The following is a 22,114-nucleotide window of genomic DNA, read 5'->3' as shown; positions in this document are numbered from 1 at the left end:
GCACCCTGTCGAGGATCCCGGGTCAGGCGCCGTAGCTCAAGCCCGACTCGCCCACGGCGGCCTGGAGGAGGATGAAGAACGCGAAGATGAGCAGCACGCCGATGGCCAGGGTCGCGTAGCCGACGATCAGCCCGGCGATGGCCAGGCCGCGACCCTTCTCGGCGCGCTCCTTGAGCTGCGACAGCGAGACGTGTCCGAGGACGACACCCGCGACCTGACCGATGAACGGCAGCACGAAGACCCCGACGAGCGAGGCGACGAGCGACAGGATCGCGAGGGTGTTGGTGCGCGCGGAGGCGACGTAGTCGGCCGATCCGTAAGTCGATCCGTAGGCCGGTGCGGCGTACGCGGGAGCAGCGTACGAGGGGGCGCCGTAGGCCGGGGCCGGGGCCCCTGCGGTGTCGGACGGCGGGGCGGGAGGTGCGGGAGGTGCGGGGTACGCCGGCGCTTCGGGTGCGGCGCCGGTGGCCGCGGCTTCGGGACCCGGTGCGTGCGGGGTGGAGCCGTCGGACGGGCTCGGCTCGATCGTGCGGTCGTCGCTCACGGTGGTCCCTTTCGTCGCGCTGTGTCCAGCGTTCCAGCGTCGCTCGGCCCGTGTCAAACTCCGTTGCACGGGTGGACACGGCGTCGTCGGTAGGCTGGGCCGGTTCCGTCCCCGCACGCTCAGGAGTCTCACCATGTCCCAGGACCGCGTCGTCGTCGTCACCGGAGGAAACCGGGGGATCGGTCGCGCCATCGCCGAGCGCTTCGTCGCCGAGGGGTGGAAGGTCGCGGTCACCGCTCGCTCCGGTGAGGGACCCGAGGGATCGCTCACGGTGCGCGCCGATGTGACGGACGCCGCCGCCGTCGACGCCGCCTTCACGCAGGTCGAGGCCGAGCTGGGGCCGATCGCGGTGGTGGTCGCGAACGCCGGTGTCACGAAGGACACCCTGCTGCTGCGCATGAGCGAGGACGATTTCGACAGCGTCGTGAACACGAACCTCGGCGGAGCGTTCCGCGTCGTCAAGCGCGCCTCGAAGGGGATGCTGAAGGCCCGCTGGGGGCGCGTCATCCTGATCTCGAGCGTGGTCGGGCTCTACGGCTCCGCGGGCCAGATCAACTACGCCGCGTCCAAGAGCGCCCTCGTGGGCTTCGCCCGCTCGCTCACGCGCGAGCTCGGCGGACGCGGCATCACGGCGAACGTCGTGGCCCCCGGCTTCATCGAGACAGACATGACCGCGGAGCTTCCCGCCGACACGCAGGCGGAGTACAAGAAGAACATCCCCGCGGGGCGCTTCGCATCGCCCGACGAGGTCGCCGGTGTCGTCACCTGGCTCGCGGGCGACGACGCGGCGTACATCTCGGGCGCGGTGATCCCGGTCGACGGCGGTCTCGGGATGGGGCACTGACCTCCGCTCCCGAGCGGACGTCGCGCTGCCCCTGTGCCCCTCGGCGCGAGAAGCGCGTCAGCGCGGCAAGAGGGCGACGACCTGGGCCAGATCGACCTCGCCGATGACGAGGTCGGCTCGCTGACGCACCGCCGGCTTGGCGTTGAAGGCCAGGCCCAGGCCCGCGGTCGCCATCATCTCGAGGTCGTTCGCGCCGTCGCCGATGGCGAAGGTGAGGGCGAGGGGCACCTCGTGCTGTGCGGCCCAGGAGCGAAGCGTCTCGGCCTTTGCCGTGGCATCCACGATCTCGCCGTCGACCTCGCCGGTGAGGGCGCCGTCGGCGACGGCGAGGCGGTTCGCGCGCCAGACATCGACGCCGAGCTCGGGGGCCACGGTGTCGAGGACCTCGTGGAACCCGCCCGAGACGACGCCCACGACACCTCCGCGCTCGTGCACGGCGGCGATCAGCTCGCGCACGCCGGGCGTGGGCTCGATGCGGGCGACCGCCCGCGCGAACGCGGTGGTGGGCACGCCGGCGAGCGCTTCCACCCGGGAGCGCAGGCTTGTGGCGAAGTCGACTTCGCCACGCATCGCCGCCTCGGTCGCCGCGGCGACCTCGGCACCGCGGCCGGCCTCGTCGGCGAGGAGCTCGATGACCTCGTTGCGGATCAGGGTGGAGTCGGCGTCGAGGACGACCAGGAATCGGGCGGGCGCAGGCACGCGCTCGACCCTAGCGCGTGAGCGGGGGCGAGCCGGTGTCGCCGAGCGTCACGCTCCGCCCGCGCGGCGGTCGACGCACGTAGGCTGGTGGCATCCACCCGCCTCTTTCGAAGGGACTTCCGCCATGGCCGACGTCGAGAGCTTCACCCTGGACCACACCGCCGTGCTCGCGCCCTACGTGCGCCTGATCGGCACCGAGGCGGGCCCCCGCGGCGATGTCATCTCCAATTTCGACCTGCGTCTCGTGCAGCCCAACGAGGGAGAGATCCCCACGGCCGGTCTGCACACCATCGAGCACCTGCTCGCGAGCCTCGTGCGCGATCGGATCGACGGTCTCATCGACATCTCGCCTTTCGGATGCCGCACGGGCTTCCACGTGATCATGTGGGGCGAACCGGATGTCGCCGCCCTCGTCGACGCGATCAGCGACTCTCTGCGCGCCATCGCGGAAGACGTGGAGTGGGAGGATGTCCCCGGCACCGACGCCTACAGCTGCGGCAACTACCGCGACCACAGCCTGCACAGCGCCCGCGAATGGTCGAAGGTCGTGCTCGAGAAGGGCATCTCTTCGCGCGACGCTTTCCAGCGCGTCGGCGTCTGACCGACGAACACGAAGGGGGCGGTGACCGTGATGGTCACCGCCCCCTTCGTGTTCGCATTCAGGCGTGGACGTGCACGTCTTTGCCGACGACGGTGATGCCCGTCTCGGTGACGGTGAAGCCGCGTGCGAGGTCGCGCTCTCGATCGACGCCGATGGTGGCACCGGGCTCGAGCACGACGTTCTTGTCGAGGATCGCGCGGTGGATGCGGGCACCCGCGCCCACCTGCACGCTGTCGAACAGCACCGAGTCGGTGATCGTCGAACCGCCGCCGGCCAGGGCCCAGGGCCCCACGACACTGCGTTCGAGGTGGGTTCCCGACAGGACGGACCCGAGCGAGACGATCGAGTCGATCGCGTTGCCGATGCGGCCGACCGAGTCGCGCACGAACTTCGCCGGCGGGGCGTTGACCGTCTGCGAGTAGATCGGCCAGTCGGTGTTGTAGAGGTTGAAGATCGGCAGGGTCGAGATCAGGTCCATGTGGGCGTCGTAGAACGACTCGATCGTGCCCACGTCGCGCCAGTACGACTGATCGCGCGGCGTCGAGCCGGGCACGTCGTTGCGCTGGAAGTCGTAGACGGCCGCTTCGCCCCGGTTGACGAAGTACGGCACGATGTCGCCCCCCATGTCGTGCGCCGAGGTGGGCAGCTCGCCGTCGTGCGTGACGGCCTCGACGAGAGCGTCGGCGTCGAAGATGTAGTTGCCCATCGAGGCGAGCACCTCGTGTGGGGCGTCGGCGAGCCCGGTCGGGTTCTGCGGCTTCTCGAGGAACTCGCGGATCTTCGTCGGGTCGGACGGGTCGGTGTCGATGACCCCGAACTGGTTGGCCAGGCCGATGGGCTGACGGATGCCGGCGACCGTGGCGCGCGCGTCGGAGGCGATGTGCGCGTCGAGCATCTGCCCGAAGTCCATGCGGTACACGTGGTCGGCCCCGATGACGACGACGATGTCGGGCTTCTCGTCGCGGATGAGGTTCATCGACTGCAGGATCGCGTCGGCCGAGCCCGAGAACCAGCGCTTGCCGAGGCGTTGCTGGGCGGGGACGGATGCCACGTACGCACCGAGCATGGGCGACATGCGCCACGTCTGGGAGATGTGGCGGTCGAGGCTGTGCGACTTGTACTGGGTCAGCACGACGAGCTGACGCAGGCCCGAATTGATGAGGTTCGAGATGGCGAAGTCGATCAGGCGGTACTGGCCGCCGAACGGCACGGCGGGTTTCGCGCGATCGGCCGTCAAGGGCATGAGACGCTTTCCCTCGCCGCCGGCGAGGATGATTCCGAAGACCTTCGGCGCTGCAGGCATGGCACCACACTAGGGGTCGCGCCGGGTTGCGGAAACACGTTCTCGGCGCGCCGCGCGCTGTACTACGGTTCGTCTCATGCGCGTCGACATCGTGACCAAGGAGTACCCGCCGGAGATCTACGGGGGAGCCGGGGTCCACGCCACCGAACTCGTCAAGGCGCTGCGTGCCGAAGGCACCGAGGTGCAGGTCCGCGCCTTCGGTGCCGAACGCGATGAAGCCGACACCACCTCGTACGGTGTGCCCGCCGAGCTGTCGTCGGCGAACGGGGCGATCCAGACCCTCGGCACCGACCTCGAGATCGTCTCCGATGTCGCCGGCGCCGACGTCGTGCACTCGCACACCTGGTACGCGAACTTCGCCGGGCACCTCGCGTCGCTGCTGCACGGCATCCCGCATGTGGTGACCGCGCACAGCCTCGAGCCGCTGCGGCCCTGGAAGGCCGAGCAGCTCGGCGGCGGCTACGCGGTGTCGAGCTTCATCGAGAAGACCGCCTACGAGGGCGCGGCGGCCGTCGTCGCGGTGAGTTCGGGCATGCGCGACGACATCCTGCGCAGCTACCCGTCGCTGGACCCCGCCAAGGTGCGCGTGATCTACAACGGCATCGACACCGAGGCGTGGCATCCGGTGTCGGACGACGCGTTCCTGGCATCCGTGGGGATCGACTCTTCGCGGCCGTCGGTGGTCTTCGTCGGGCGCATCACCCGGCAGAAGGGCCTGCCCTACCTGTTGCGCGCGGCGGAGCAGCTGCCGCCCGAGGTGCAGCTGATCCTGTGCGCGGGAGCCCCCGACACCCCGCAGATCATGGCGGAGGTCGAAGAGCTCGTGCGCGGACTCCAGGCCACCCGCGACGGCGTCGTGTGGATCGACCGGCTGCTGCCGCGGGGTGAGCTGTGCGCGATCCTCACCGCCGCGACGACGTTCGTGTGCCCGTCGGTGTACGAGCCCTTGGGCATCGTCAATCTCGAGGCCATGGCGTGCGGGGCAGCGGTCGTCGGAACCGCGACCGGCGGGATCCCCGAGGTCGTCGTCGACGGCGTCACGGGGCGTCTCGTGCCCATCGAGCAGGTGCAGGACGGGACGGGGACGCCGGTCGACCCGGAGCGCTTCGTCGACGATCTCGCCCGCGTGCTCACCGAGGTGGTGACGGATGGCGAGACGGCGCGCGCGTACGGAGAAGCCGGCCGTCAGCGTGCCGTCGACGATTTCAGTTGGGCGGCGATCGCGAAGGAGACCGTCGCGCTGTACGCCGAGGTGGCCGCGAAGTAAGGGGTTCGCCGGGCTTCGCGCGGGCGTGCGAGCCCTCCGCCGTCGGCCGCGTGGCATCCGGAGCTCGCTGCCGGGATCAGTAGGCTAGTCGCATGCCCCAGGTGCTCGAATTCTCCGACGTCGTCGTCCGCCGGAACGGGCGGGACATCGTGTCCCACCTCGATTGGACCGTCTCGGACGACGAGCGGTGGGTCGTGCTCGGCCCGAACGGCGCCGGCAAGACCACCGTGCTGCAGCTCGCCGACACGCTGCTGCACCCCACCTCGGGTGCGGTGACGATCCTGGGTGAGCGCCTCGGCCGGACGGATGTGTTCGAGCTGCGCCCCCGCATCGGCTTCGCGTCGTCGGCGATGGCCCGCCGGATGCCCCCGGAGGAGAGCGTGCTCGACGTCGTGCTGACCGCCGCTTTCTCGGTGATGGGGCGTTGGCGCGAGGACTACGACGACATCGACGAGCGGCGTGCGCTGCGCGTGCTCGCGGAGTGGCGTCTCGACCACCTCGCCGATCGCACGTTCGGCACCCTCAGCGACGGCGAGCAGAAGCGCGTGCAGATCGCTCGCGCGGTCATGACCGACCCCGAGCTGCTGATGCTCGACGAGCCCACGGCCAGCCTCGACCTGGGCGCGCGCGAAGAGCTGCTCGCCCTGCTCTCGGGATACGCGCAGGCCCCCACCACGCCCGCGATGGTCATGGTCACGCACCACGTCGAGGAGATTCCCGTGGGCTTCACGCACGTCCTGCTGTTGCGCGACGGGGAGATCGTGGCATCCGGTCCTCTCGACGAGGCCCTCACCGCCGAGAACCTCTCGGCGACGTTCGGTCTCGAGATCGCGCTCACCCGCGACGCCGGCCGCTACGCGGCACGCGCTGTCTGACGACGCGCGCGAATGTTGGCGCAAGGCTGATAGACTCCTTCGTTGGTGCCTCCGGTGCCGCAGACTTTGACGTCCTGGCAGAATCCAGGGCACCACTTCTCAAAGGACCTCCCATGAAGACTGACATCCACCCCACGTACAAGGCCGTCGTGTTCCGCGACCTCGGCTCGGGCGACACGTTCCTCACCCGTTCGACCGTCTCCAGCGACAAGACGATCGAGCTCGACGGCGTGGAGTACCCCGTCATCGACGTGGAGATCTCGTCGGCTTCGCACCCCTTCTACACGGGCAAGCAGCGCATCATGGACTCGGCCGGTCGCGTCGAGAAGTTCAACCAGCGCTTCAAGAACTTCGGCGGTCGTTGATCCTCAGCGATTTCGCGGACAAGCCCCTCGTCTTTCGAGACGGGGGGCTTCGTGGTTCTCGGAGGTCGCTCGTCGTGGGGGTGCTCGCTCGTCGGTCTCGGGCTCACTCGCCGTTGCGGACCGCCACGTCGCCGAGGTGATGGTGTGCGCCCACGTCGCCGCGGCGGTGCGCCCACATGCGCTGTGCGTCGCGTGCGGCGGCGATCACCGAGGGATCGATGTCGGCGAACGCGACCTGCTCCCCGTCGCGGACGGCAGTGATGCGCCGGCCGAGCGGGTCGAACACGGTCGAGCCGCCGATGAAGTCGTGCGGCGCGCCGATGAGACCGCTGAAGGCGACGTAGAGGCCGTTGTCGAGGGCGCGCGCCGCGTAGTGCAGGTCGCGGCGGTGTTCGCCGCCGGGGAAGTAGGCGCCGCTGTTCAGGTAGACGTCCGCTCCGGCGGCGGCCGCTGCGGCCGCGTGCTCGGGGAAGTTCGCGTCGTAGCAGACCGAGACGGCGACCTCGAGGTCGTTCACCGTGAACGAGAACCCCCGCGTGCCGGGAGTGAACACCGACCGCTCGCTGTCGTACAGGTGCTGCTTGTCGTACGCGGCCAGCGGAGCGCGGCCGGGGACGAGGAGCAGATCGGTCAGGGTGCGGCGGCTCTCCCGCTGGAGGGCGCTGTTGACGATGGCGATGACGCCGGTGCGGTCGACGGCCTCGCGCACGGGTGCCAGCCAGTCGGTGTCGTCCAGCCCGGGGAGGGGCCCCGCGAACACGGCGTTGTCGTATCCGGTGACGACGGCCTCGGGAAACAGGACGAGGTCGGCGCCGCCGGCGGCGGCCTGCTCGACGAGGAGGGTCGCACGGGCGACGTTGCCGGCGACATCGCCGGGAACGGCCGCGGTCTGGACGACGGCGAGGCGCAACGACGCGGGTGAGCTCGTGGCATCCGGTGTCTGTTGCCTGTTCACTCGGCGGCCTCGGGCAGCAGGGGGCGGGGCGGGTAGCTGCTCAGGACGAGCGACGTCGTCACCGGGCCGAAGCGTGCGACGGTGTCGACGACCTTCTCGAGGCGCGCGGCATCGGCGCAGTGCACGTCGAAGATCAGGCAGTCTTCGCCGGTGACGCGCAGGACCGAGGTGATCTCGGGTGAGCGGCCGGCGAGTTCGCGGGCGGGCGCGAGCTGCGCGTGCGTGGTGCGCAGCCGGATGACCGCGTGGATGGCGAGACCCACGGCGGCGGGATCGACGACGGCGCGATAGCCCGCGATGACACCGGATCTCTCGAGGCGCAGGATGCGCGCACTCGCGGCGGGTTGCGAGAGCCCGACGCGGCGTCCGACCTCTGCTCCGGTGAGGCGCCCGTCGTGTTGAAGGAGCTCGAGGATGAGGCGGTCGGTCTTGTCGAATGGTTCCAACGTCGTTCGCCTCTTTCGTTTATGGACCGCTTGCATCGGTCGCATGATGCAAGTGAGTCCGTCATGCTCGGAGCAAGGATAGCCGCGGGATGGCCCGGCATACGAGTGGAATGGTGGTCGAGAGTGGTCGCGTACGTAGTCGTCCCCGGCATCGGGGGATCGGACGGGCAGCACTGGCAGTCGCGATGGGAACACGGGTGGGGCGCCGACGCGGTACGGATCACCCCCTCGTCGTGGGATGCGCCGGATCTGGACGACTGGGTGGATGCCGTGGACCGAGCGGTTCGCGACGCCCGTGGCCGCGCTGATCAGGTCGTCGTCGTCGCCCACAGCCTCGGGTGCTGGGCGACGACGGTGTGGGTGCGCGGAGACGCCGAGCACCGCGTCGCCGCCGTGATGCTGGTCGCGCCGCCGGATCTGAGGGACGAGGGGTTTCCCGCGACCGCGGCCGCCTCGTTCGTCGACCTCGAGCCCCGCACGCTCTCCTGCCGGAGCGTCGTGGTCGCCAGTACGGACGATCCGCATTGCCGGGTTGACGTGGCGCAGGGGCTCGCCGCCGGGTGGGGGAGTCCACTGCGCGTCGTCGGCGCCCGAGGCCACCTCAACAGTGCGAGTGGGCTCGGTGAATGGGCCGAGGGTCGGGAGGTGCTGGCGGGGCTCGTGCGGGAGTGAAGGGAGTGGGGTGGTCGGGGTGGTGCGTTCTTCGGGGAGGGGGAGCGGGGTTCTCTGGTGGGGAGGAGGGGGATGGCGTGCTGTTTCGGCCGTGAGAGCGGCTGAGGATCATCCGTGTCGGAGGAGATGCCCAGAGGCGACGTCCAGCGCAGGTCGCCGGTTTCGGAGTCGCGCGTCGGGGTCCAGCGCGTCTCGTGGCGAAGGCGATGGTGGTGCCGGCACTCGGGTTCGAGATTGTCGGCATCGGTCGTGCCGCCGTCGGCCCAGGCCGCGAGGTGATCCAGGTCGCAGTCGCGCGCGGCGCGGTTGCAGCCGGGGAAGACGCACGTGGGCGAGGTGACGCCGAGCCAACGGCGGAGTGCCGCCGGAACACGGTAGGTCTGGCGGTCGAGAAGGAGCGGCGCTCCCGTGACCGGGTGGGTGAGCAGGCGCACCCACGAACGCGCGCCACCGGCGAGGCGTCGGGCGGTGTCGATGTCGATGGGGCCGTATCCGTCCAGGGTGGGCGGAGCGTCATCGGCGCCGAGCAACGTCAACGCGGGCACGGTGACGACGACCGTCGTGCCGGTGGGTGCGAGCGGTGGGCGGCGCCGTGGGGAGGGCGGCGACGGTGGTGGTGCCGGCTCTGGAGACGCTGATGGTGGCGGTGACGTCGGTTCCGCGGGTGCGGGTGCGGGTGCGGATGTTGGTGGTGGTGAGGACGCTGACGACGCCTCTGCCTGTGGGGGAAGTGCCGGAGGGGCGATGCGCCAAGAGCGCGTGCTCGCGATCGTCGGTGGAGCGATCGTCGGTCGGGTGGTCGGAAGTGGGGCGGTTGACAGAGGTTCGGTTGACAGCGGGGCGGTCGCGGGCGTCGCATCCGCGCGTGTCGTGGCCGCCGCGGGAGCGGACTCCGTTCGGGTGGTCGGTGGGGGTGTCGTCACGAGGTCTGCGAGCACGTCGGCGCGTAGCTGGGCGAGCGTTCGGTCCTCGCCGGATGCGGCGTGCAGGTGACGGGCCGCTCGGTCGAGGCAGGTCATGACGCCGCGCGCTCGATCCGCCGGCATCAGTGCGGAGAGGGACGCCATGCCGTCGAGCTCGACGGTCATCCATACCCCGCGGTCACGCGCCGCGCGCCGATGGCGCGTCTCGAGCGACTCGGCGTCGACGCGCTCGCGCAGGGCGCGAGCGGCGACGGCGAACTTCGTGGGCACGAGCCGGGTGGCCGCTTCGGCCGCGCCGGCGTGGAGCACCTCGACACGGGCGGCACGCGTGCGGACGGTCTGTTCGGAGAGGCGCAGGCGCACGGCGATCTCGGCTGCGGCAGGTCGATGCGGTCGCGGCGCACGGCGGCGACCGTGCGGGCGCGGGGATCGTGCCAGGCCAGATCGAGGGTGGGGTCGGGGCCGACCCAGGGCGTCGGGTCTACCGCCGCATCGTGCAGCACCGTAGCGATGAGGCGCCCCTCTTCGGCGGCCAGTCGGTGACGCTCGGCGGCGATCATGTCGAGACATTCGAGCAGGGCGTCGGGATCGGATGCCACGGTCGAAAGCGGCGCGCCGGAGGACATCTCGTGCGCCCACGCGGCCTCGGCGTCGAGCTCGTCGTCGGACGGCCACGGGACTGCGTCGCACACCCTCAGCGTCGGCGACAGCCGGTCTGCGAAAGGGGTGGGAAGGTCCATGACGAAACGCTATCGGGGACCTCCGACATTGCCGCGGGGGCGGGGTGGGGTCACCGACGTGACGTTCTGGCTCGGGGTTCGGGGGCTTCCGCTTCGGGGCGGGGAGGGGGGCTTTGGTGGCGGGGTGAGGGGCCGGGACTTGGCACTCGGTCTTCGTGCCTGCGTGCCCGCCACTTCGTGCCTGCGTGCCTGCCAGTGCGCTTCCGCTTCCTCAGCGGATCGGCCAGGCTCCGTCGAGCGGAGGAGCCGTGGCATCCAGGCGCCCCACCTTGACGAAGTACTCGGTGAGGCTCGCGGCCTGCGCCCGCGCCCAGGAGATCTGGCGGGTGTGCAGTTCGTCGAGGGTCGACGGCATCCAGGGGCCGAAGCGCTCGGCGAGGGCCAGGGCGAGGCGTCCGGCCGCGACGGCGTCTGCGCATGCTTCATGCGCCGACTCGAGCGGAACGGCATAGTGCTCGGCCACCACCGACAGCGTGCGCTTTCCACGACGGTAGCGGTCGTACGTCTTGTCGACCACGAGGGGGTCGATCACCGGCGCGGGCGCGTGGATCGGCGTGATTCCGTGCCGCACGGCCTCGTGCTTCAGCATCGAGAAATCGAATGGCGCGTTGTAGGCCACGACCGGGATGCCGGCGTCGAACAGCGCGGCGAGCGCCTCGACCACCTCGGCGACGACCCGGCGAGCCGGAGCGCCCTCGGCCCGCGCTCGCTCGGTGGTGACGCCGTGGATCGCCGCCGCGCCGGCGGGAATATCGACACCCGGATCGGCCAGCCAGTCGCGGGCGTCGACCACGTGCCCGTCGGCGTCGAGCACGCCCACGTGGGCGGTCACGATGCGGTCGTTCTCGACGTCGACGCCGGTCGTCTCGAGGTCGAAGACGCCGACGAGGCGCGTCCATTCGGGAATCTGGAAGAGCGGGAGCGGCTCGGCCTGCCACAGGGTCATGGGGTCACCGTAGAACGGGGCTCCGACATCGCCTCGGCGGCTCGCAGGAGGAGTCGCGATGACGCCGCCGCCGCGCGTCCCGCGTCGCCCCGACGCCCCGCGCCGACGTGCACGCCGTCGATGTCGCAAGCCCCTCCTAGACTCGATCCCATGCCGAACCCCTACGCCGATCTGCTCGCGACGATCCCCGTCGAGCGCCGCGAGGTCGAGGTGCTCGGGGCGACGACGGCGTACTGGGTGTACGGCGACGACGACGCGGTGACGACGATCGTGGCTGTGCACGGGTTCCGCGGCGAGCACCACGGCCTCGAACCCGTGGTCGCGCACCTGCCCGGCATCCGGGTCGTCTCGCCCGACCTGCCCGGTTTCGGCGAGACCGCGACGCTGGCCGGCCGCGCCCACGATCTCGAGGGCTACGCGGCATGGCTGCGTGCGTTCGTCGAGTCGGTGGCTCCGGATGCCGTGGTACTGGGGCACTCGTTCGGGTCGATCGTGGCGTCGGCCGCAGTCGCCTCCGGGCTGCCGACGCCGAAGCTCATCCTCGTCAACCCGATCGGCGCCCCCGCCCTCGAAGGACCGCGCGGCATCCTCACCCGACTCGCGGTGTTCTACTACCTCGCGGGGGCGAGACTGCCGCGCGCCGTCGGCGACTCCCTGCTGCGCAACGGCCTCATCGTGCGGGTCATGAGCAACGCCATGGCGAAGACCCGCGATCCCGAGTTGCGCCGCTTCGTGCACGAACAGCACGACACCTATTTCTCGCGCTTCGCCGACCGCGACGTACTGCACGAGGCGTTCGTCACCAGCGTCTCGCACGACGTGCGCGAGTTCGCCCCGCGCATCGCGCAGCCGACCCTTCTCATCGCCGCCGAGAGAGACGACATCACGCCCATCGAGGCCGAACGGCACCTCGCGACGCTGTTCCCGGATGCCGAGCTGGTCGAGATCCCCGACGTCGGGCACCTCATCCATTACGAGACGCCGCGGGCGGCGGCATCCGCGATCCGGGAGTTCCTGGGAGCGTGATCGGGTGCCGCGGGCCTCGGCGCCCGGCCCCGGCCCCGGCCCCCGCATCGTCCCCCGGCCCAGGCCCAGGCCCAGGCGCAGGCCCAGGCCCAGGCCCAGGCCCACGGCGCCCGGCAACCCGCTTCAGACCGCGCGTGCCTTGCGCTTGCGGTACGCGTTGACGTTCATGCGGTTGCCGCAATTGCCCGCATCGCAGTAGCGCTTGGAGCCGTTCTTCGAGAAGTCGACGTACACGCCGGCGCAGTCGTCGGCAGCGCACACGCGCACGCGGCCGTACTCGTCGGCGCGGATGACGTCGACGAACGCCATCGCCGTCTCGACGAGGATGCGCATCGCCAGGGGCTCTTCGGGGTCGCTCGCGTGGATGTGCCAGTCCATGTCGTCATGCCGCACGAGCTGGGGGAGGGCCCGGCCATCGGCGAGCATGTCGTTCACCAGCGGCACCGCACCGTCGCGATCGACCCCCCACAGCCCGAGCAAACGGGTGCGGATGCCGCGTACTTCCGCGAGTTCCCGGGCGTCGCGGCGGTGGGAGCCGGTGTAGCCGTGACGGGAGGTGAACGCGTCGAGCGCCGCGACATCGAGCAGCGTGTCGGCGCCGCTCGTGCCGGTCTGCGGGAGGGAGTTGACCAGCTCGACGGCGGCCCGGAGCACCAACTCGGTGTCACGGATGAAGACCACGTTGACTCCTGACATGTCGAGGCCGTACTGTCACGAGTGTAAACGTACTTCACTCCTGACAGCAGGCTCGCATGACCACCTCGTCCGTCATCCTTCCGCAGCCCACCCGCCGCGGATCCAGCGCCCTCACCGGCCTTCTCATCGCGGTCGCCTCGGCCCTCGCGTTCTCGAGCAGCGGACCGTTCGTCAAGCCGCTGCTCGACGGCGGCTGGTCGCTCGGCGCGGTCCTGCTCGTGCGCATGGGCACCGCCGCCCTCGTGCTCTCGCCCGCGTTGGTGATCGCCATCCGCCGTCAGCGAGGGTTCCTCCGCCGACACGGTCTTCTCATCGCGGCGTTCGGCCTCACCGCGGTCGCCGGATGCCAGCTGTTCTACTTCTCCGCCCTGCAGCGCATGCCGGTCGCCGTCGCCCTGCTCATCCAGTACATCGCACCGGTGCTGATCGTCATCGCCGTGTGGGCGCGCACCCGCACGGCGCCGTCGCGAGCCGTACTCATCGGCTCGGTCGTGGCGATGACCGGGCTCGTGCTCGTCGTCGACATCAGCGGGGCCCGCTTCGACCTCCTGGGTACCGTGTTCGCCCTGTGCGCCGCCGTCTGCGCCGCGGCCTACTTCGTCATCGCCGCCCGCGCAGGAGACGACCTGCCGCCGCTGGCCCTGGCCGCGGGCGGTCTGCTCACCGGCACGCTGATGATCGGCGTGCTCGTGGCCGTCGGCGTCCTGCCCTTCGCCGCCCCCTCGATCACGGTGACGCTCGCGGGACTCGAGGTTCCCGGCATCCTGCCCCTGCTGTGGGTGGGAGGCGTGGCGACCACGCTCGGCTACGCCCTCGGGGTCATCGCCGTGCCCCTGATCGGGTCGCGCCTGGCGTCGTTCGTCGGCCTGAGCGAGGTGCTCTTCGCGCTCGGCTTCGCGTGGCTGCTGCTGGGCGAGACGCCCGCACCGATCCAGTTCGTCGGCGGCGCGTTCATCCTCGTCGGCGTGGTGCTGGTGCGCATGGATGCCGGCAGCCCGACCGAGCAGCGCACCGAGACCGCGAGTATCCCGGTGGTGCCGGCGCCCTGACGAGCGGTCCGGGAAGGGAACGGTCGGGTTCAGAGGCCGTCGCGCGCCAACTGCATCAGCGGACTGACACGGTAACCGATCACCTCGCCCATCACGAGCGAGGTCTCGGTGCGCTCGACGCCCTCGATCGCGAGGATACGGGCGTCGGTGTCGAACAGGTGCTGCGTGTCGCGACAGGCCACGCGCACGAGGAGGTCGACCTGACCGCTCAGCCCGTGTGCCTGCAGCACCTCGGGAACCTTCGCGAGCTCCTCGCGGATGGCGGGCAGCTCCGCCTGGCGCACCGTCACCTGCAGGAACGCCTCGATCGGAAAGCCCAGGGCTTCGGCCGACAGCGTGCGCTCGTACGACAGGAAGACGCCGCCGCGCTCGAGGCGGCTCATGCGCGCCTGCACGGTGTTGCGGGACAGGCCCAACGTCTCGGCCAGGGCGACCACCGTCGCGCGCGGGTCGGCCGACAGGGCGCGGAGGAGGTCGAGGTCGACCGCGTCGAGCTTGTTCATGGTGCGAAACATTAGCAGTGCTTCTGGCCGGCGCACGAAGCACAGTGCTCACGATCACGCAGAGGTGTTGAGCGGCCTGCATTCCGTCGGCCCCATCGGGGGCTCCGCCGGGCCCTCGATCACGTTCGCCCGCGCGAGGCGGCCCGCGGCCGTCGCGTCAGCCGGCGACGCCGGCGTACGCCAGCATCTCCCATGCGTCGCCGTCGAGGCGGAACGTGGTGACCGAGCAGTTCGGCAGGCGCTCGCCCTCGCGGGGAAAGGCCCCACCGGTGGCGGACGCGATGACCTCGCGGATGAGCGCGCCATGCGCCACGGCGATGACGTCGACGCCCTCCGGCGTCTCGGCGACCACCTCGGCGATCGCGGCGAGCGCGCGCTCGCGCACCACCGGCCACGCCTCGGCGCCGGGGACGTCGGCCGACTGCCACGCACCGTACGTGTCGGAGAAGGTCGGCGCGTCCATACCCTCGGCCTCGCCGTATGAGCGTTCCCGCAGGCCCGGCAGGCGGCGGCTCACGGTCGTGCCGAGCGCGGCGGCGATCAGGTCGGCAGTCTCAGCGGCACGCGAGAGGTCGCTCGAGACGACGACGACCTCGCGACCCGCGTACTCGGCGGCGAGAACGTCGGCGACCTCGCGCGCCTGGGCACGGCCGGTGTCGTTGAGGGGGATATCGGTCGAGCCCTGGATGCGCCCGCCGGAGTTCCAGTCGGTCTCGCCGTGGCGTACGAGGGTCAGGATCGTCACGGTCCGAGCCTAACCTGCGGGAGACCCACGAGCGGGCCCCGGCCGGCCATACGTGCCCGGGCGCCGGCACCGGGCGGCGGGTGCGCGGACCTCTGGTGTTACAGCAGGCCGGGGAGGCGTTGTGCGAACGCGCGGAGCACATCGGTGGTACCGCCGTCGATCTTCACCGCCGCACGGCGATCGGCCCGCGTCTCGCCCCGGTTGATGATGACCACGGGCAGGCGGCGCCGCCGCGCGCGCTCCACGAGACGGATGCCGGAGTTCACGACCAGCGACGACCCCGCGATGACGAGGGCTTCGCTCGTGTGCACGAGCTGCTCGGCTTCGCGGAACTTCTCGACCGGGATGTACTCGCCGAAGAACACCACGTCGGGTTTCAGCATGCCGCCGCACACCGAGCACGCGGGCACAATGAACCCGTCGGCCGACGCCGGCGTGACGTCGCCGTCGGGACCGAGCTCGACGTTCTCGGGGAGTGTGATCCACGGATTGTCGGCCTCGACGCGCTCGGCCAGGTCGCGGCGATCGAACACCTGCCCGCAGTGCAGGCACCCGACGCGGCGCATCGTGCCGTGCAGTTCGACGACGCGTCCGCTGCCGGCGCGCACGTGCAGGCCGTCGACGTTCTGCGTGACGACACCGTTGGCGACGCCCGCGGCCTCGAGGTCGGCGAGCGCGCGGTGACCGTCGTTCGGCTCGGCCGCCGCGAACACCTTCCAGCCCAGGTGGCTGCCCACCCAGTAGCGGCGCCGCGCCTCGGCGCTGGCGAGGAACTGCTGCGCCGTCATCGGCGTGCGCGTGGGTGCACCTTTGCCGCGGTAGTCGGGAATGCCCGAGTCGGTCGACACGCCAGCCCCCGTCAGCACGGCGATGCGGCGGCCCGTGAGCACCTCGACAGCTCGATCGATGGATGCCAGGGACTCGGCATCCTTCGTCGTGTCGGTCATGCACACCTCCGTCGTACCGAGTCTAGGGCGGGGCGCGGGCGCGGGAGGCGCCGGGCGGTGCGGGCGTGAGGAACGTTGAGTGTCCAAGACACGCCGCGGCCGCGTGGTGTCGTGCGGCGTGTTGTGGACACTCAACGGGAGGGGGGAGGGGGGAGGGGGGAGGGGGGAGGGGGGCGTGGGTGGCACGATGGGATGATGCCCGTCATCCCCCTCGACTCCGCCGACGACCCGCGCCTCGCGGACTACCGCGACCTCACCGACGTGTCGCTGCGGCGGGTGAGCGAGCCCGCGGGCGGGCTCTACATCGCCGAGTCGTCGAAGGTGCTCGACCGGGCCCTCCGTGCCGGACACCGCCCGCGCTCCGTGCTCGTGCAGGAGAAGTTCCTCGCCGACGCCCTGGCTCTCGTCGGTGAGGATGCCGAGGTGTACGTCGTCGCGGCCGAGATCGCCGAGCGAGTGACGGGGTACACCGTGCACCGGGGGCTGCTGGCATCCATGCATCGCCCCGTCCTGGCATCCGTCGCCGACGTCGTGAGAGACGCGCGGCTCGTCGTCGTGCTCGAGGACATCGTCGACCATACGAATATCGGGGCGGCTTTCCGTTCGGCGGCGGCCCTCGGTGCGGATGCCGTGCTCGTCACGCCCCGCTGCGCCGACCCGCTCTACCGGCGCAGCGTGCGGGTGAGCATGGGCACGGTGTTCCAGGTGCCGTGGACGCGGCTGCCCGAGTGGTCGGATGCCACACCGCTGCTGCACGGAGCTGGACTGCACCTCGCGGCGCTCGCGCTCTCGGACGACGCGGTCACGCTCGACGCGTTCTCGGCCGCGGGGCACGACCGCGTCGCGCTGCTGCTGGGAGCGGAGGGTGACGGCCTCTCGCGCCGCGCGCTGGAAGCCGCCGACACGGTCGTCACGATCCCGATGGCCGGGGGAGTGGACTCGCTCAACGTCGCCGCGGCGAGCGCGGTCGCGCTGTGGGAGCTGGGGCGCGGGCGGCGCTGAGGCGGGCGCGAGGGTCGTCGCCGAGGGCTCAGATCGCGTCGTTGGCGTAGATGTCGCGATACAGGCGCAGTGCCGACGCGCGCAGGCCGTCGGCGCTCTCGCCGGCGAAGCGATCGACGGTGAGCTCCGCGGGCAAAGCCACGCTGTCGACAATCGCGGCGGCCAGCGCGCGGGCGGAGCCACCGGCGTGCGTGACCCAGATCGCCTGTGCGATCCACACGCCCGCGGCATCCGGGACCGCGCCGAGGAAGGGCAGGTTGTCGGGCGTCATGGCGAAGACGCCGTTCACCCGGTGCGACGGTGTGAACCGCGCCGCGGGTCGCAGCAGGCGCTGCGCCTCGTCGATTGGCGCCTCGAAAGCGGTGTTCCACGACAGCCCCGCGCCTCCGCGCAGGTCGTCTTCATCGACCGGCAGAGGGTGATGGTCGTAACTGCCGATGCCGAGCGTGTCCCCGTGCGCGCGGGCGTAGACGTGGTGCTCCGGCCAGCGGACGAACGGGCCCGGGGCCACGACCGGTGCCTGGGCGGCCGCGTACACGTACGGGTGCGCGACGGGGACGAGCGGCAGTTCGACGTCGACCAGCCGGGAGAGCCCCGGGCCCCAGACGCCGCCGGCGAGCACGACCTGGTCCGCGGTGTGCGCGCCGTGATCGGCCGTGTCGACGCGCCACCGGCCGGGTTCGCTGTGGATGCCGACAACCTCGGTTCCGTCCACGAAGCGCGCCCCGGCGGCCTCGGCCACGGTCCGGACCTCGCCGCGGAGCAGGTGCGGCGTCGTGACGCCGTCGTCGTCGTACCGGGCGACGGCGATCACCCGCTGCTCGTCGACGAATGACGGAAGAGGCCGGGGGTCGTTCATCGTGGCCGCGAGGCCGGCTCGCCGAGCACCCTCGACGCGCTGCGTGAGCGCGTCGGCCCCCTCCGGCGTCGTCGCGAGTTCGAGACCTCCCGACGGGGAGAACGATGCCATGTCGCGGTACGCATCGACCGACGCGCGCGCGAGCTCGGTCAGGACCGGTGCGTCGTTGTAGATGCCGACGAAGCCGGGGGCGAACGCCGTCGACCCGCGTTGCGCGCCGCGGTCGCGTTCGAGGACCGTCACGTGAACCCCGCGCGTGACGAGCTCGCGCGCGACCGACACTCCGACGATGCCCGCTCCGATGACGACGACGTGCATGCTGCTCCTTCTTCCGTGTGGCGGCATCGATCATGTCACGGGCGGTAAGCCCCGGCCTTCAGCGTCGGAGCCACGCCCTCAGGCTCGCCCGGAACGCGTCGGGCTGCTCGATCCAGGGGTAGTGGCCGCAATCCGCGAGCATCGTCAGGCCGGCGCCGAGAACGTCGGCGTAGGCCCGCACCGGCGCCACGCCCGTCAGGAGGTCGCGGTCGCCGCCGATGACGAGCGCGGGCGGCAGATCCGCGCCGAGGACGCGTCCCGCCGCGTCGGCGGGGATGTCGCGGAACCACGCGTGCGCGGCATCCCGATCCATCCGTCCGACGCGGGCGTGCCCACTCTCGCGGGCCGTCCAGTGCGCGTACGACGCCGGCGCCTGGCGCAGGAACTGCTCCCGGAAGGCCTTGGCGGTCTCGGCGTCGTCGTCGGTGAGCGCCCGGTAGCCCGCGCGGACCTCCGGCTCGGCGTCGGCGAGGAGGGCCTCGGCGTCGGATGCCGTTCCCGTCAGCCACGACGCCGGTGGGGTGATGAGCGCGAGCGAGCGGACGCGATCCGGGTATCGGGCCGCCGTCGCCAGCGCGAGCCGCGTGCCGGCGGAGTGGCCGACGAGGTCGACGCGGTCGAGCCCGAGCGCGTCGGCGAGGAGCACGACGTCGTCAGCGTCGGTCCACCACCCACGCGAGAGACCGCCGGTGGTCGGAGTGCCCCGCGGATGCAGCACGACGAGCGCCCGGTCGTCGCCGAGACCGGCAAGATCGGCGAGGTACTCCACCCCTCGGCACGGCCCGCCCGGGAGAACGATCGCGGGGTCGCCCGTGGCCGTGCCGAGTGGTGAGACGGTGAAGGGCAGATCGGCGAGGCTCACCGAGCCAGCTTCGCATGCGTTTTCCGTCCTGCGTTGCGGTACTGTGCGGAAGCAATCGACTCGAGAGGCCTCCCCATGAGCATTGCGTTCCTGCTGACCACCCTGGTCGTCGTCGCCACACCCGGCACCGGTGCGGTGTACTCGATCGCCGCGGGTCTTTCCCGCGGTTCGCGGGCCGGCGTGATCGCCGCGTTCGGCTGCACGCTGGGCGTCGTCCCGCACATGATCGCCGCCATCACGGGCCTTGCCGCGATCCTCAACGCCTCCGCGGTCGCGTTCCAGACCATCAAATGGCTGGGCGTGGCGTATCTGCTCTACCTCGCGTGGCAGGTGTGGCGCGATCGCTCGCTCATCGAGGTGGATGCCGACAGCACCCCCGTCTCGTTCTGGCGGGTCATCCGCACGGCGGTGCTCATCAACCTCCTCAACCCGAAGCTCACGATCTTCTTCTTCGCGTTCCTCCCGCAGTTCGTCCCCGCGGGCGAGGCGGACGGCACCTGGCACATGATCGGTCTGAGCCTGGTGTTCATGGCGTTGACGTTCGTCGTATTCGCGCTGTACGGCGTCTTCGCCGCCGCGATGCGCGCCCAGGTCATCACGCGCCCGAAGGTCATGGCGTGGCTGCGCCGCACCTTCGCGGCGACGTACGTGCTGCTCGCGGGGCGCCTGGCGCTGGAGAGCCGCTGAGTCCACGGCATCCCTCGCCCCTGTCCCTCGGGAACGGGGATGCCATGACTCGCGCGATCCGGCCCGCTCACCGCCGCCGCGCGCCGACGAGCAGCGTCAGCAGGTACGCACCGCCGAGCGAGAGGGTGACCAGACCCACGGGAGCGGCGATACCCGCGAGAGCCAGCACGAGCGCGACGAGCTGCGCGGAGGCGAGGAGGAACGCCCCGGCGCTGATCGCCGGGATGAGCCCCGTACCGGGAGCGAGGCGCCGGGCGACGTGGGGAGCCGCGAGCGCGACGAACGCGAGCGGACCGGTATTGGCGGTCACGACCGCGGTCAAGACGACGGCGAGAGCGATCAGCGTCAGACGCAAGCGCACGACCGCGACGCCGTGAGCGGTGGCGACGTCGTCGCCGAGATCGAGGCTGCGCAGCGACCGGGTGGTGAGCAGCGCCGCGGCGCCGACGAGTACGAGGATCACCACGCTCGGTGCGAGGCTCTCCCACGACACGCGGGTGAGCGAGCCCGCTCCCCAGAGCCCGACCGACATGGCGTCGCCCACATCGGCGCGCGTGATGAGGTAGGCGTTGACGGAACCGAGCGCCGCGGCCACCGCGACGCCGACGACGATGAGGCGGAACGTCGACAGTCCGCCCCGATACGCGAGCACCGTCACCAGCGCGGCGGTGAGCAGACCGCCGAGGGAGGCCGCGGCGGCGACCTGCCAGAAGCCCTTGGTGCCGAGCAGGATCATCGCGATCGCCACGCCCGTGAAGGCGCCCACGTCGATGCCGACGAGGTCCGGCGAGCCGAGCGGGTTGCGGGTGAGGCGCTGGACGATCGCGCCGGCGAGTCCCAGGGCGGCGCCGAACACGACCGCGGCGATCGCCGTCGGCAGACGCCATTCGACGAGCACGAGCCGCTCGAAGTCGCTCCCGGTGCCCAGGGCCAGGGCGAGGAGGCGGTCGGGAGCGATGGGGTACTTCCCGAGCGTGAGGGACAGGACCGCGAGCGCGGTGGCGGCGAGGAAGAGCCCGACCGTCACGAGGGCGACGCGTCGCGTGGCGCGGCGGCGCGGGGGCGCCGGTCGGGTGGTGTCGGCGACCGCGGTCACAGTCCGCTCACCTCCCGACGACGGACCATCGCGATGAGCACCGGCGCCCCGACGACCGCGACGACCACGCCCACGGGGATCTCCCCGGGTGCGGCGATGAGCCGCCCGATGACGTCGGCGACGAGCACGAGCGCGGGGCCGGCCAGCAGCGACGTCGCGAGGATCCACCGCTGATCGGGGCCGACGATCCAGCGCATCGCGTGCGGCACCATGAGCCCCAGGAAGACGATCCCGCCGGTCAGGGCCGTCGCCCCGCCGGCGGTCAGGGCGATCGCGACGACGCCGGCGCCGCGCACCCATGCCGCGCGGGTACCGAGCGAGGCTGCGAGTTCGTCGCCGAGGGCGAGGGCGTTGAGGCCCGGGGCGCACGCGAACGCCAGCGCCACCCCGGCCGCGATGACCAGGCCCATGACCCGTGCCTCGTCGTACCCGGTCGCGACGATCGAGCCGAGCGCCCAGTTGCGCACGGCGGTGAACGCCGTGGTGTCACGCAGGGCGATGCCCGTCGACAGGCCGCCGAGGATCGCGGCGATCGCGACCCCGGCCAGAAGCATGCGGGCTGAGCCGCCCGGGCGTCCGGCCCGGCCGATCGCCAGCACGACGGCCGTGGTGAGCAGGGCGCCGACGAAAGCCACGCCCGCCACCGCGGAAGGTGAGGCGATGCCCCACACCGCCGCGGCGAGGGTCACGGCGAAACCCGCGCCGGCGCTCACCCCGACGATGCCGGGCTCGGCGAGCGGGTTGCGCGAGACGGCCTGGATCAGCGCGCCCGCCACGGCGAAACCTGCCCCGGCGAGGATCCCGACCACGGTCCGCGGGGCGCGGAGCCCCCACACGACGGCCGACTGGTCGGAGGTGTCCGGCGAGAAGACCGCGTCCATCAGGGCCGGGAACGAGATCTCGCGACCCCCGAAAGCCAGGCTCAGGGCCACGGCGGCGAGCAGGGCCAGCGCAAGCAGCGGGATCGCCGCGCGGCGTCGGCGCCGCAGCTGTGGCATCCGGAAATCCCGCCGTGCGGGCACGCGAAAGAGCGTCACGTCGCCGGGGTCCTCTCGGTCGGGGCACGCTTGACAAGGTTTGGTTAGCCTAACTTTACTTGCTCGGGCGCCGGCTTGCATCGACGAGCCGCCCCGGCCCCCGATCG

24 protein-coding genes and 1 pseudogene are annotated in these 22,114 nt (G+C 71.4%); 10 read left to right on the top strand and 15 right to left on the bottom strand.

Translation table 11 applies throughout. From position 1 onward, the window contains the following. Window positions 1-22: 22 nt before the first annotated feature. Window positions 23-544, bottom strand: coding sequence for a DUF4190 domain-containing protein (locus tag QE412_RS04720; RefSeq protein WP_307480759.1), 522 nt, complete (start codon window positions 542-544; stop codon window positions 23-25). A gap of 133 nt (window positions 545-677) precedes the next feature. Here QE412_RS04720 and fabG point away from each other — a divergent pair, with 133 nt between their 5' ends. Then, window positions 678-1,388 (top strand): 3-oxoacyl-ACP reductase FabG, encoded by a 711-nt coding sequence (gene fabG, locus QE412_RS04715; RefSeq protein ID WP_307480757.1) that lies wholly within the window; start codon window positions 678-680, stop codon window positions 1,386-1,388. A gap of 57 nt (window positions 1,389-1,445) precedes the next feature. Here fabG and serB read toward each other — a convergent pair whose 3' ends face one another. Beyond that, window positions 1,446-2,087: a phosphoserine phosphatase SerB gene (gene serB, locus QE412_RS04710; protein WP_307480756.1), complete on the bottom strand. Its 642-nt coding sequence runs from the start codon at window positions 2,085-2,087 to the stop codon at window positions 1,446-1,448. Window positions 2,088-2,211: 124 nt separating this feature from the next. Here serB and QE412_RS04705 point away from each other — a divergent pair, with 124 nt between their 5' ends. Beyond that, a complete protein-coding gene (locus tag QE412_RS04705; protein WP_307480755.1) occupies window positions 2,212-2,688 on the top strand; it encodes an S-ribosylhomocysteine lyase in 477 nt (158 codons plus the stop codon). A gap of 58 nt (window positions 2,689-2,746) precedes the next feature. Here QE412_RS04705 and glgC read toward each other — a convergent pair whose 3' ends face one another. Then, window positions 2,747-3,991 carry a glucose-1-phosphate adenylyltransferase gene (gene glgC / locus QE412_RS04700; RefSeq protein WP_307480753.1) on the bottom strand — a complete coding sequence of 415 codons (1,245 nt, stop codon included), beginning with the start codon at window positions 3,989-3,991 and terminating at the stop codon, window positions 2,747-2,749. 76 nt (window positions 3,992-4,067) lie between these two features. Between glgC and glgA the strand changes: the two genes are divergently transcribed. From glgA to QE412_RS04685, 3 genes are all read left to right on the top strand, one after another. Then, a complete protein-coding gene (gene glgA, locus QE412_RS04695; protein WP_307480750.1) occupies window positions 4,068-5,258 on the top strand; it encodes a glycogen synthase in 1,191 nt (396 codons plus the stop codon). 92 nt (window positions 5,259-5,350) lie between these two features. Then, window positions 5,351-6,133: an ABC transporter ATP-binding protein gene (locus tag QE412_RS04690; protein WP_307480748.1), complete on the top strand. Its 783-nt coding sequence runs from the start codon at window positions 5,351-5,353 to the stop codon at window positions 6,131-6,133. Window positions 6,134-6,246: 113 nt separating this feature from the next. Further along, a complete protein-coding gene (locus tag QE412_RS04685; protein ID WP_013586710.1) occupies window positions 6,247-6,498 on the top strand; it encodes a type B 50S ribosomal protein L31 in 252 nt (83 codons plus the stop codon). 103 nt (window positions 6,499-6,601) lie between these two features. Here the strand turns inward: QE412_RS04685 and QE412_RS04680 are convergent, their stop codons facing one another. Both QE412_RS04680 and QE412_RS04675 read right to left on the bottom strand, forming a co-directional pair. Next, window positions 6,602-7,453, bottom strand: a complete 852-nt coding sequence (locus QE412_RS04680) for a carbon-nitrogen hydrolase family protein (RefSeq protein ID WP_307480745.1) — start codon at window positions 7,451-7,453, stop codon at window positions 6,602-6,604. Next, window positions 7,450-7,899 (bottom strand): Lrp/AsnC family transcriptional regulator, encoded by a 450-nt coding sequence (locus QE412_RS04675; RefSeq protein WP_307480742.1) that lies wholly within the window; start codon window positions 7,897-7,899, stop codon window positions 7,450-7,452. The genes QE412_RS04680 and QE412_RS04675 overlap by 4 nt, the downstream gene beginning before the upstream one ends. 123 nt (window positions 7,900-8,022) lie before the next feature. Between QE412_RS04675 and QE412_RS04670 the strand changes: the two genes are divergently transcribed. Beyond that, the gene (locus tag QE412_RS04670; protein WP_307480740.1) at window positions 8,023-8,571 is read left to right on the top strand and encodes an RBBP9/YdeN family alpha/beta hydrolase; all 549 of its coding nucleotides are present in this window, start codon (window positions 8,023-8,025) and stop codon (window positions 8,569-8,571) included. 974 nt (window positions 8,572-9,545) lie between these two features. Here QE412_RS04670 and QE412_RS04665 read toward each other — a convergent pair. Then, window positions 9,546-10,064: pseudogene (locus QE412_RS04665) on the bottom strand (DUF222 domain-containing protein); the annotation flags it as partial. Between the two features lie 381 nt (window positions 10,065-10,445). Beyond that, window positions 10,446-11,180 (bottom strand): exonuclease domain-containing protein, encoded by a 735-nt coding sequence (locus tag QE412_RS04660; protein ID WP_307480738.1) that lies wholly within the window; start codon window positions 11,178-11,180, stop codon window positions 10,446-10,448. Between the two features lie 150 nt (window positions 11,181-11,330). Between QE412_RS04660 and QE412_RS04655 the strand changes: the two genes are divergently transcribed. Beyond that, entirely contained in the window at window positions 11,331-12,206 is an 876-nt protein-coding gene (locus QE412_RS04655) for an alpha/beta fold hydrolase (protein ID WP_307480735.1), read from the top strand. Window positions 12,207-12,329: 123 nt separating this feature from the next. On the opposite strand, the gene QE412_RS04650 is transcribed toward QE412_RS04655, so the two are convergent. Next, entirely contained in the window at window positions 12,330-12,887 is a 558-nt protein-coding gene (locus QE412_RS04650; protein WP_307487022.1) for a CGNR zinc finger domain-containing protein, read from the bottom strand. A 71-nt stretch (window positions 12,888-12,958) separates the two neighbouring features. Between QE412_RS04650 and QE412_RS04645 the strand changes: the two genes are divergently transcribed. Then, a complete protein-coding gene (locus QE412_RS04645; protein ID WP_307480732.1) occupies window positions 12,959-13,951 on the top strand; it encodes an EamA family transporter in 993 nt (330 codons plus the stop codon). Window positions 13,952-13,980: 29 nt separating this feature from the next. Here the strand turns inward: QE412_RS04645 and QE412_RS04640 are convergent, their stop codons facing one another. The 3 genes from QE412_RS04640 to QE412_RS04630 all read right to left on the bottom strand — a co-directional run bounded on the left by QE412_RS04640 (window position 13,981) and on the right by QE412_RS04630 (window position 16,146). Further along, window positions 13,981-14,454 (bottom strand): Lrp/AsnC family transcriptional regulator, encoded by a 474-nt coding sequence (locus tag QE412_RS04640; RefSeq protein ID WP_307480729.1) that lies wholly within the window; start codon window positions 14,452-14,454, stop codon window positions 13,981-13,983. A 157-nt stretch (window positions 14,455-14,611) separates the two neighbouring features. Next, window positions 14,612-15,199, bottom strand: coding sequence for a histidine phosphatase family protein (locus QE412_RS04635; RefSeq protein WP_307480727.1), 588 nt, complete (start codon window positions 15,197-15,199; stop codon window positions 14,612-14,614). A 98-nt stretch (window positions 15,200-15,297) separates the two neighbouring features. After that, window positions 15,298-16,146 (bottom strand): Sir2 family NAD-dependent protein deacetylase, encoded by an 849-nt coding sequence (locus QE412_RS04630; RefSeq protein WP_307480724.1) that lies wholly within the window; start codon window positions 16,144-16,146, stop codon window positions 15,298-15,300. A gap of 195 nt (window positions 16,147-16,341) precedes the next feature. On the opposite strand from QE412_RS04630, the gene QE412_RS04625 reads away from it, so the two are divergent. Continuing rightward, window positions 16,342-17,148 carry a TrmH family RNA methyltransferase gene (locus tag QE412_RS04625; protein ID WP_307480720.1) on the top strand — a complete coding sequence of 269 codons (807 nt, stop codon included), beginning with the start codon at window positions 16,342-16,344 and terminating at the stop codon, window positions 17,146-17,148. A 28-nt stretch (window positions 17,149-17,176) separates the two neighbouring features. Here QE412_RS04625 and QE412_RS04620 read toward each other — a convergent pair whose 3' ends face one another. Together QE412_RS04620 and QE412_RS04615 are read right to left on the bottom strand one after the other, a co-directional pair. After that, window positions 17,177-18,325 (bottom strand): NAD(P)/FAD-dependent oxidoreductase, encoded by a 1,149-nt coding sequence (locus QE412_RS04620; protein ID WP_307480717.1) that lies wholly within the window; start codon window positions 18,323-18,325, stop codon window positions 17,177-17,179. Window positions 18,326-18,383: 58 nt separating this feature from the next. Next, window positions 18,384-19,187, bottom strand: coding sequence for an alpha/beta fold hydrolase (locus tag QE412_RS04615; RefSeq protein WP_307480714.1), 804 nt, complete (start codon window positions 19,185-19,187; stop codon window positions 18,384-18,386). 75 nt (window positions 19,188-19,262) lie between these two features. On the opposite strand from QE412_RS04615, the gene QE412_RS04610 reads away from it, so the two are divergent. After that, on the top strand, window positions 19,263-19,874 hold the full coding sequence (locus tag QE412_RS04610) for a LysE family translocator (RefSeq protein ID WP_307480711.1): 612 nt from the start codon (window positions 19,263-19,265) through the stop codon (window positions 19,872-19,874). A gap of 67 nt (window positions 19,875-19,941) precedes the next feature. Here the strand turns inward: QE412_RS04610 and QE412_RS04605 are convergent, their stop codons facing one another. Together QE412_RS04605 and QE412_RS04600 are read right to left on the bottom strand one after the other, a co-directional pair. After that, window positions 19,942-20,970, bottom strand: coding sequence for a FecCD family ABC transporter permease (locus QE412_RS04605; protein WP_307480708.1), 1,029 nt, complete (start codon window positions 20,968-20,970; stop codon window positions 19,942-19,944). After that, a complete protein-coding gene (locus QE412_RS04600; RefSeq protein WP_307480706.1) occupies window positions 20,967-21,968 on the bottom strand; it encodes a FecCD family ABC transporter permease in 1,002 nt (333 codons plus the stop codon). Before QE412_RS04600 ends, QE412_RS04605 begins: the two co-directional genes overlap by 4 nt. Window positions 21,969-22,114 lie beyond the last annotated feature (146 nt).

It is taken from the genome of Microbacterium trichothecenolyticum, from assembly GCF_030818955.1.
Classification (GTDB): Bacteria; Actinomycetota; Actinomycetes; order Actinomycetales; family Microbacteriaceae; genus Microbacterium; species Microbacterium trichothecenolyticum_B.
This window is presented reverse-complemented; position numbering and strand designations above follow the sequence as displayed.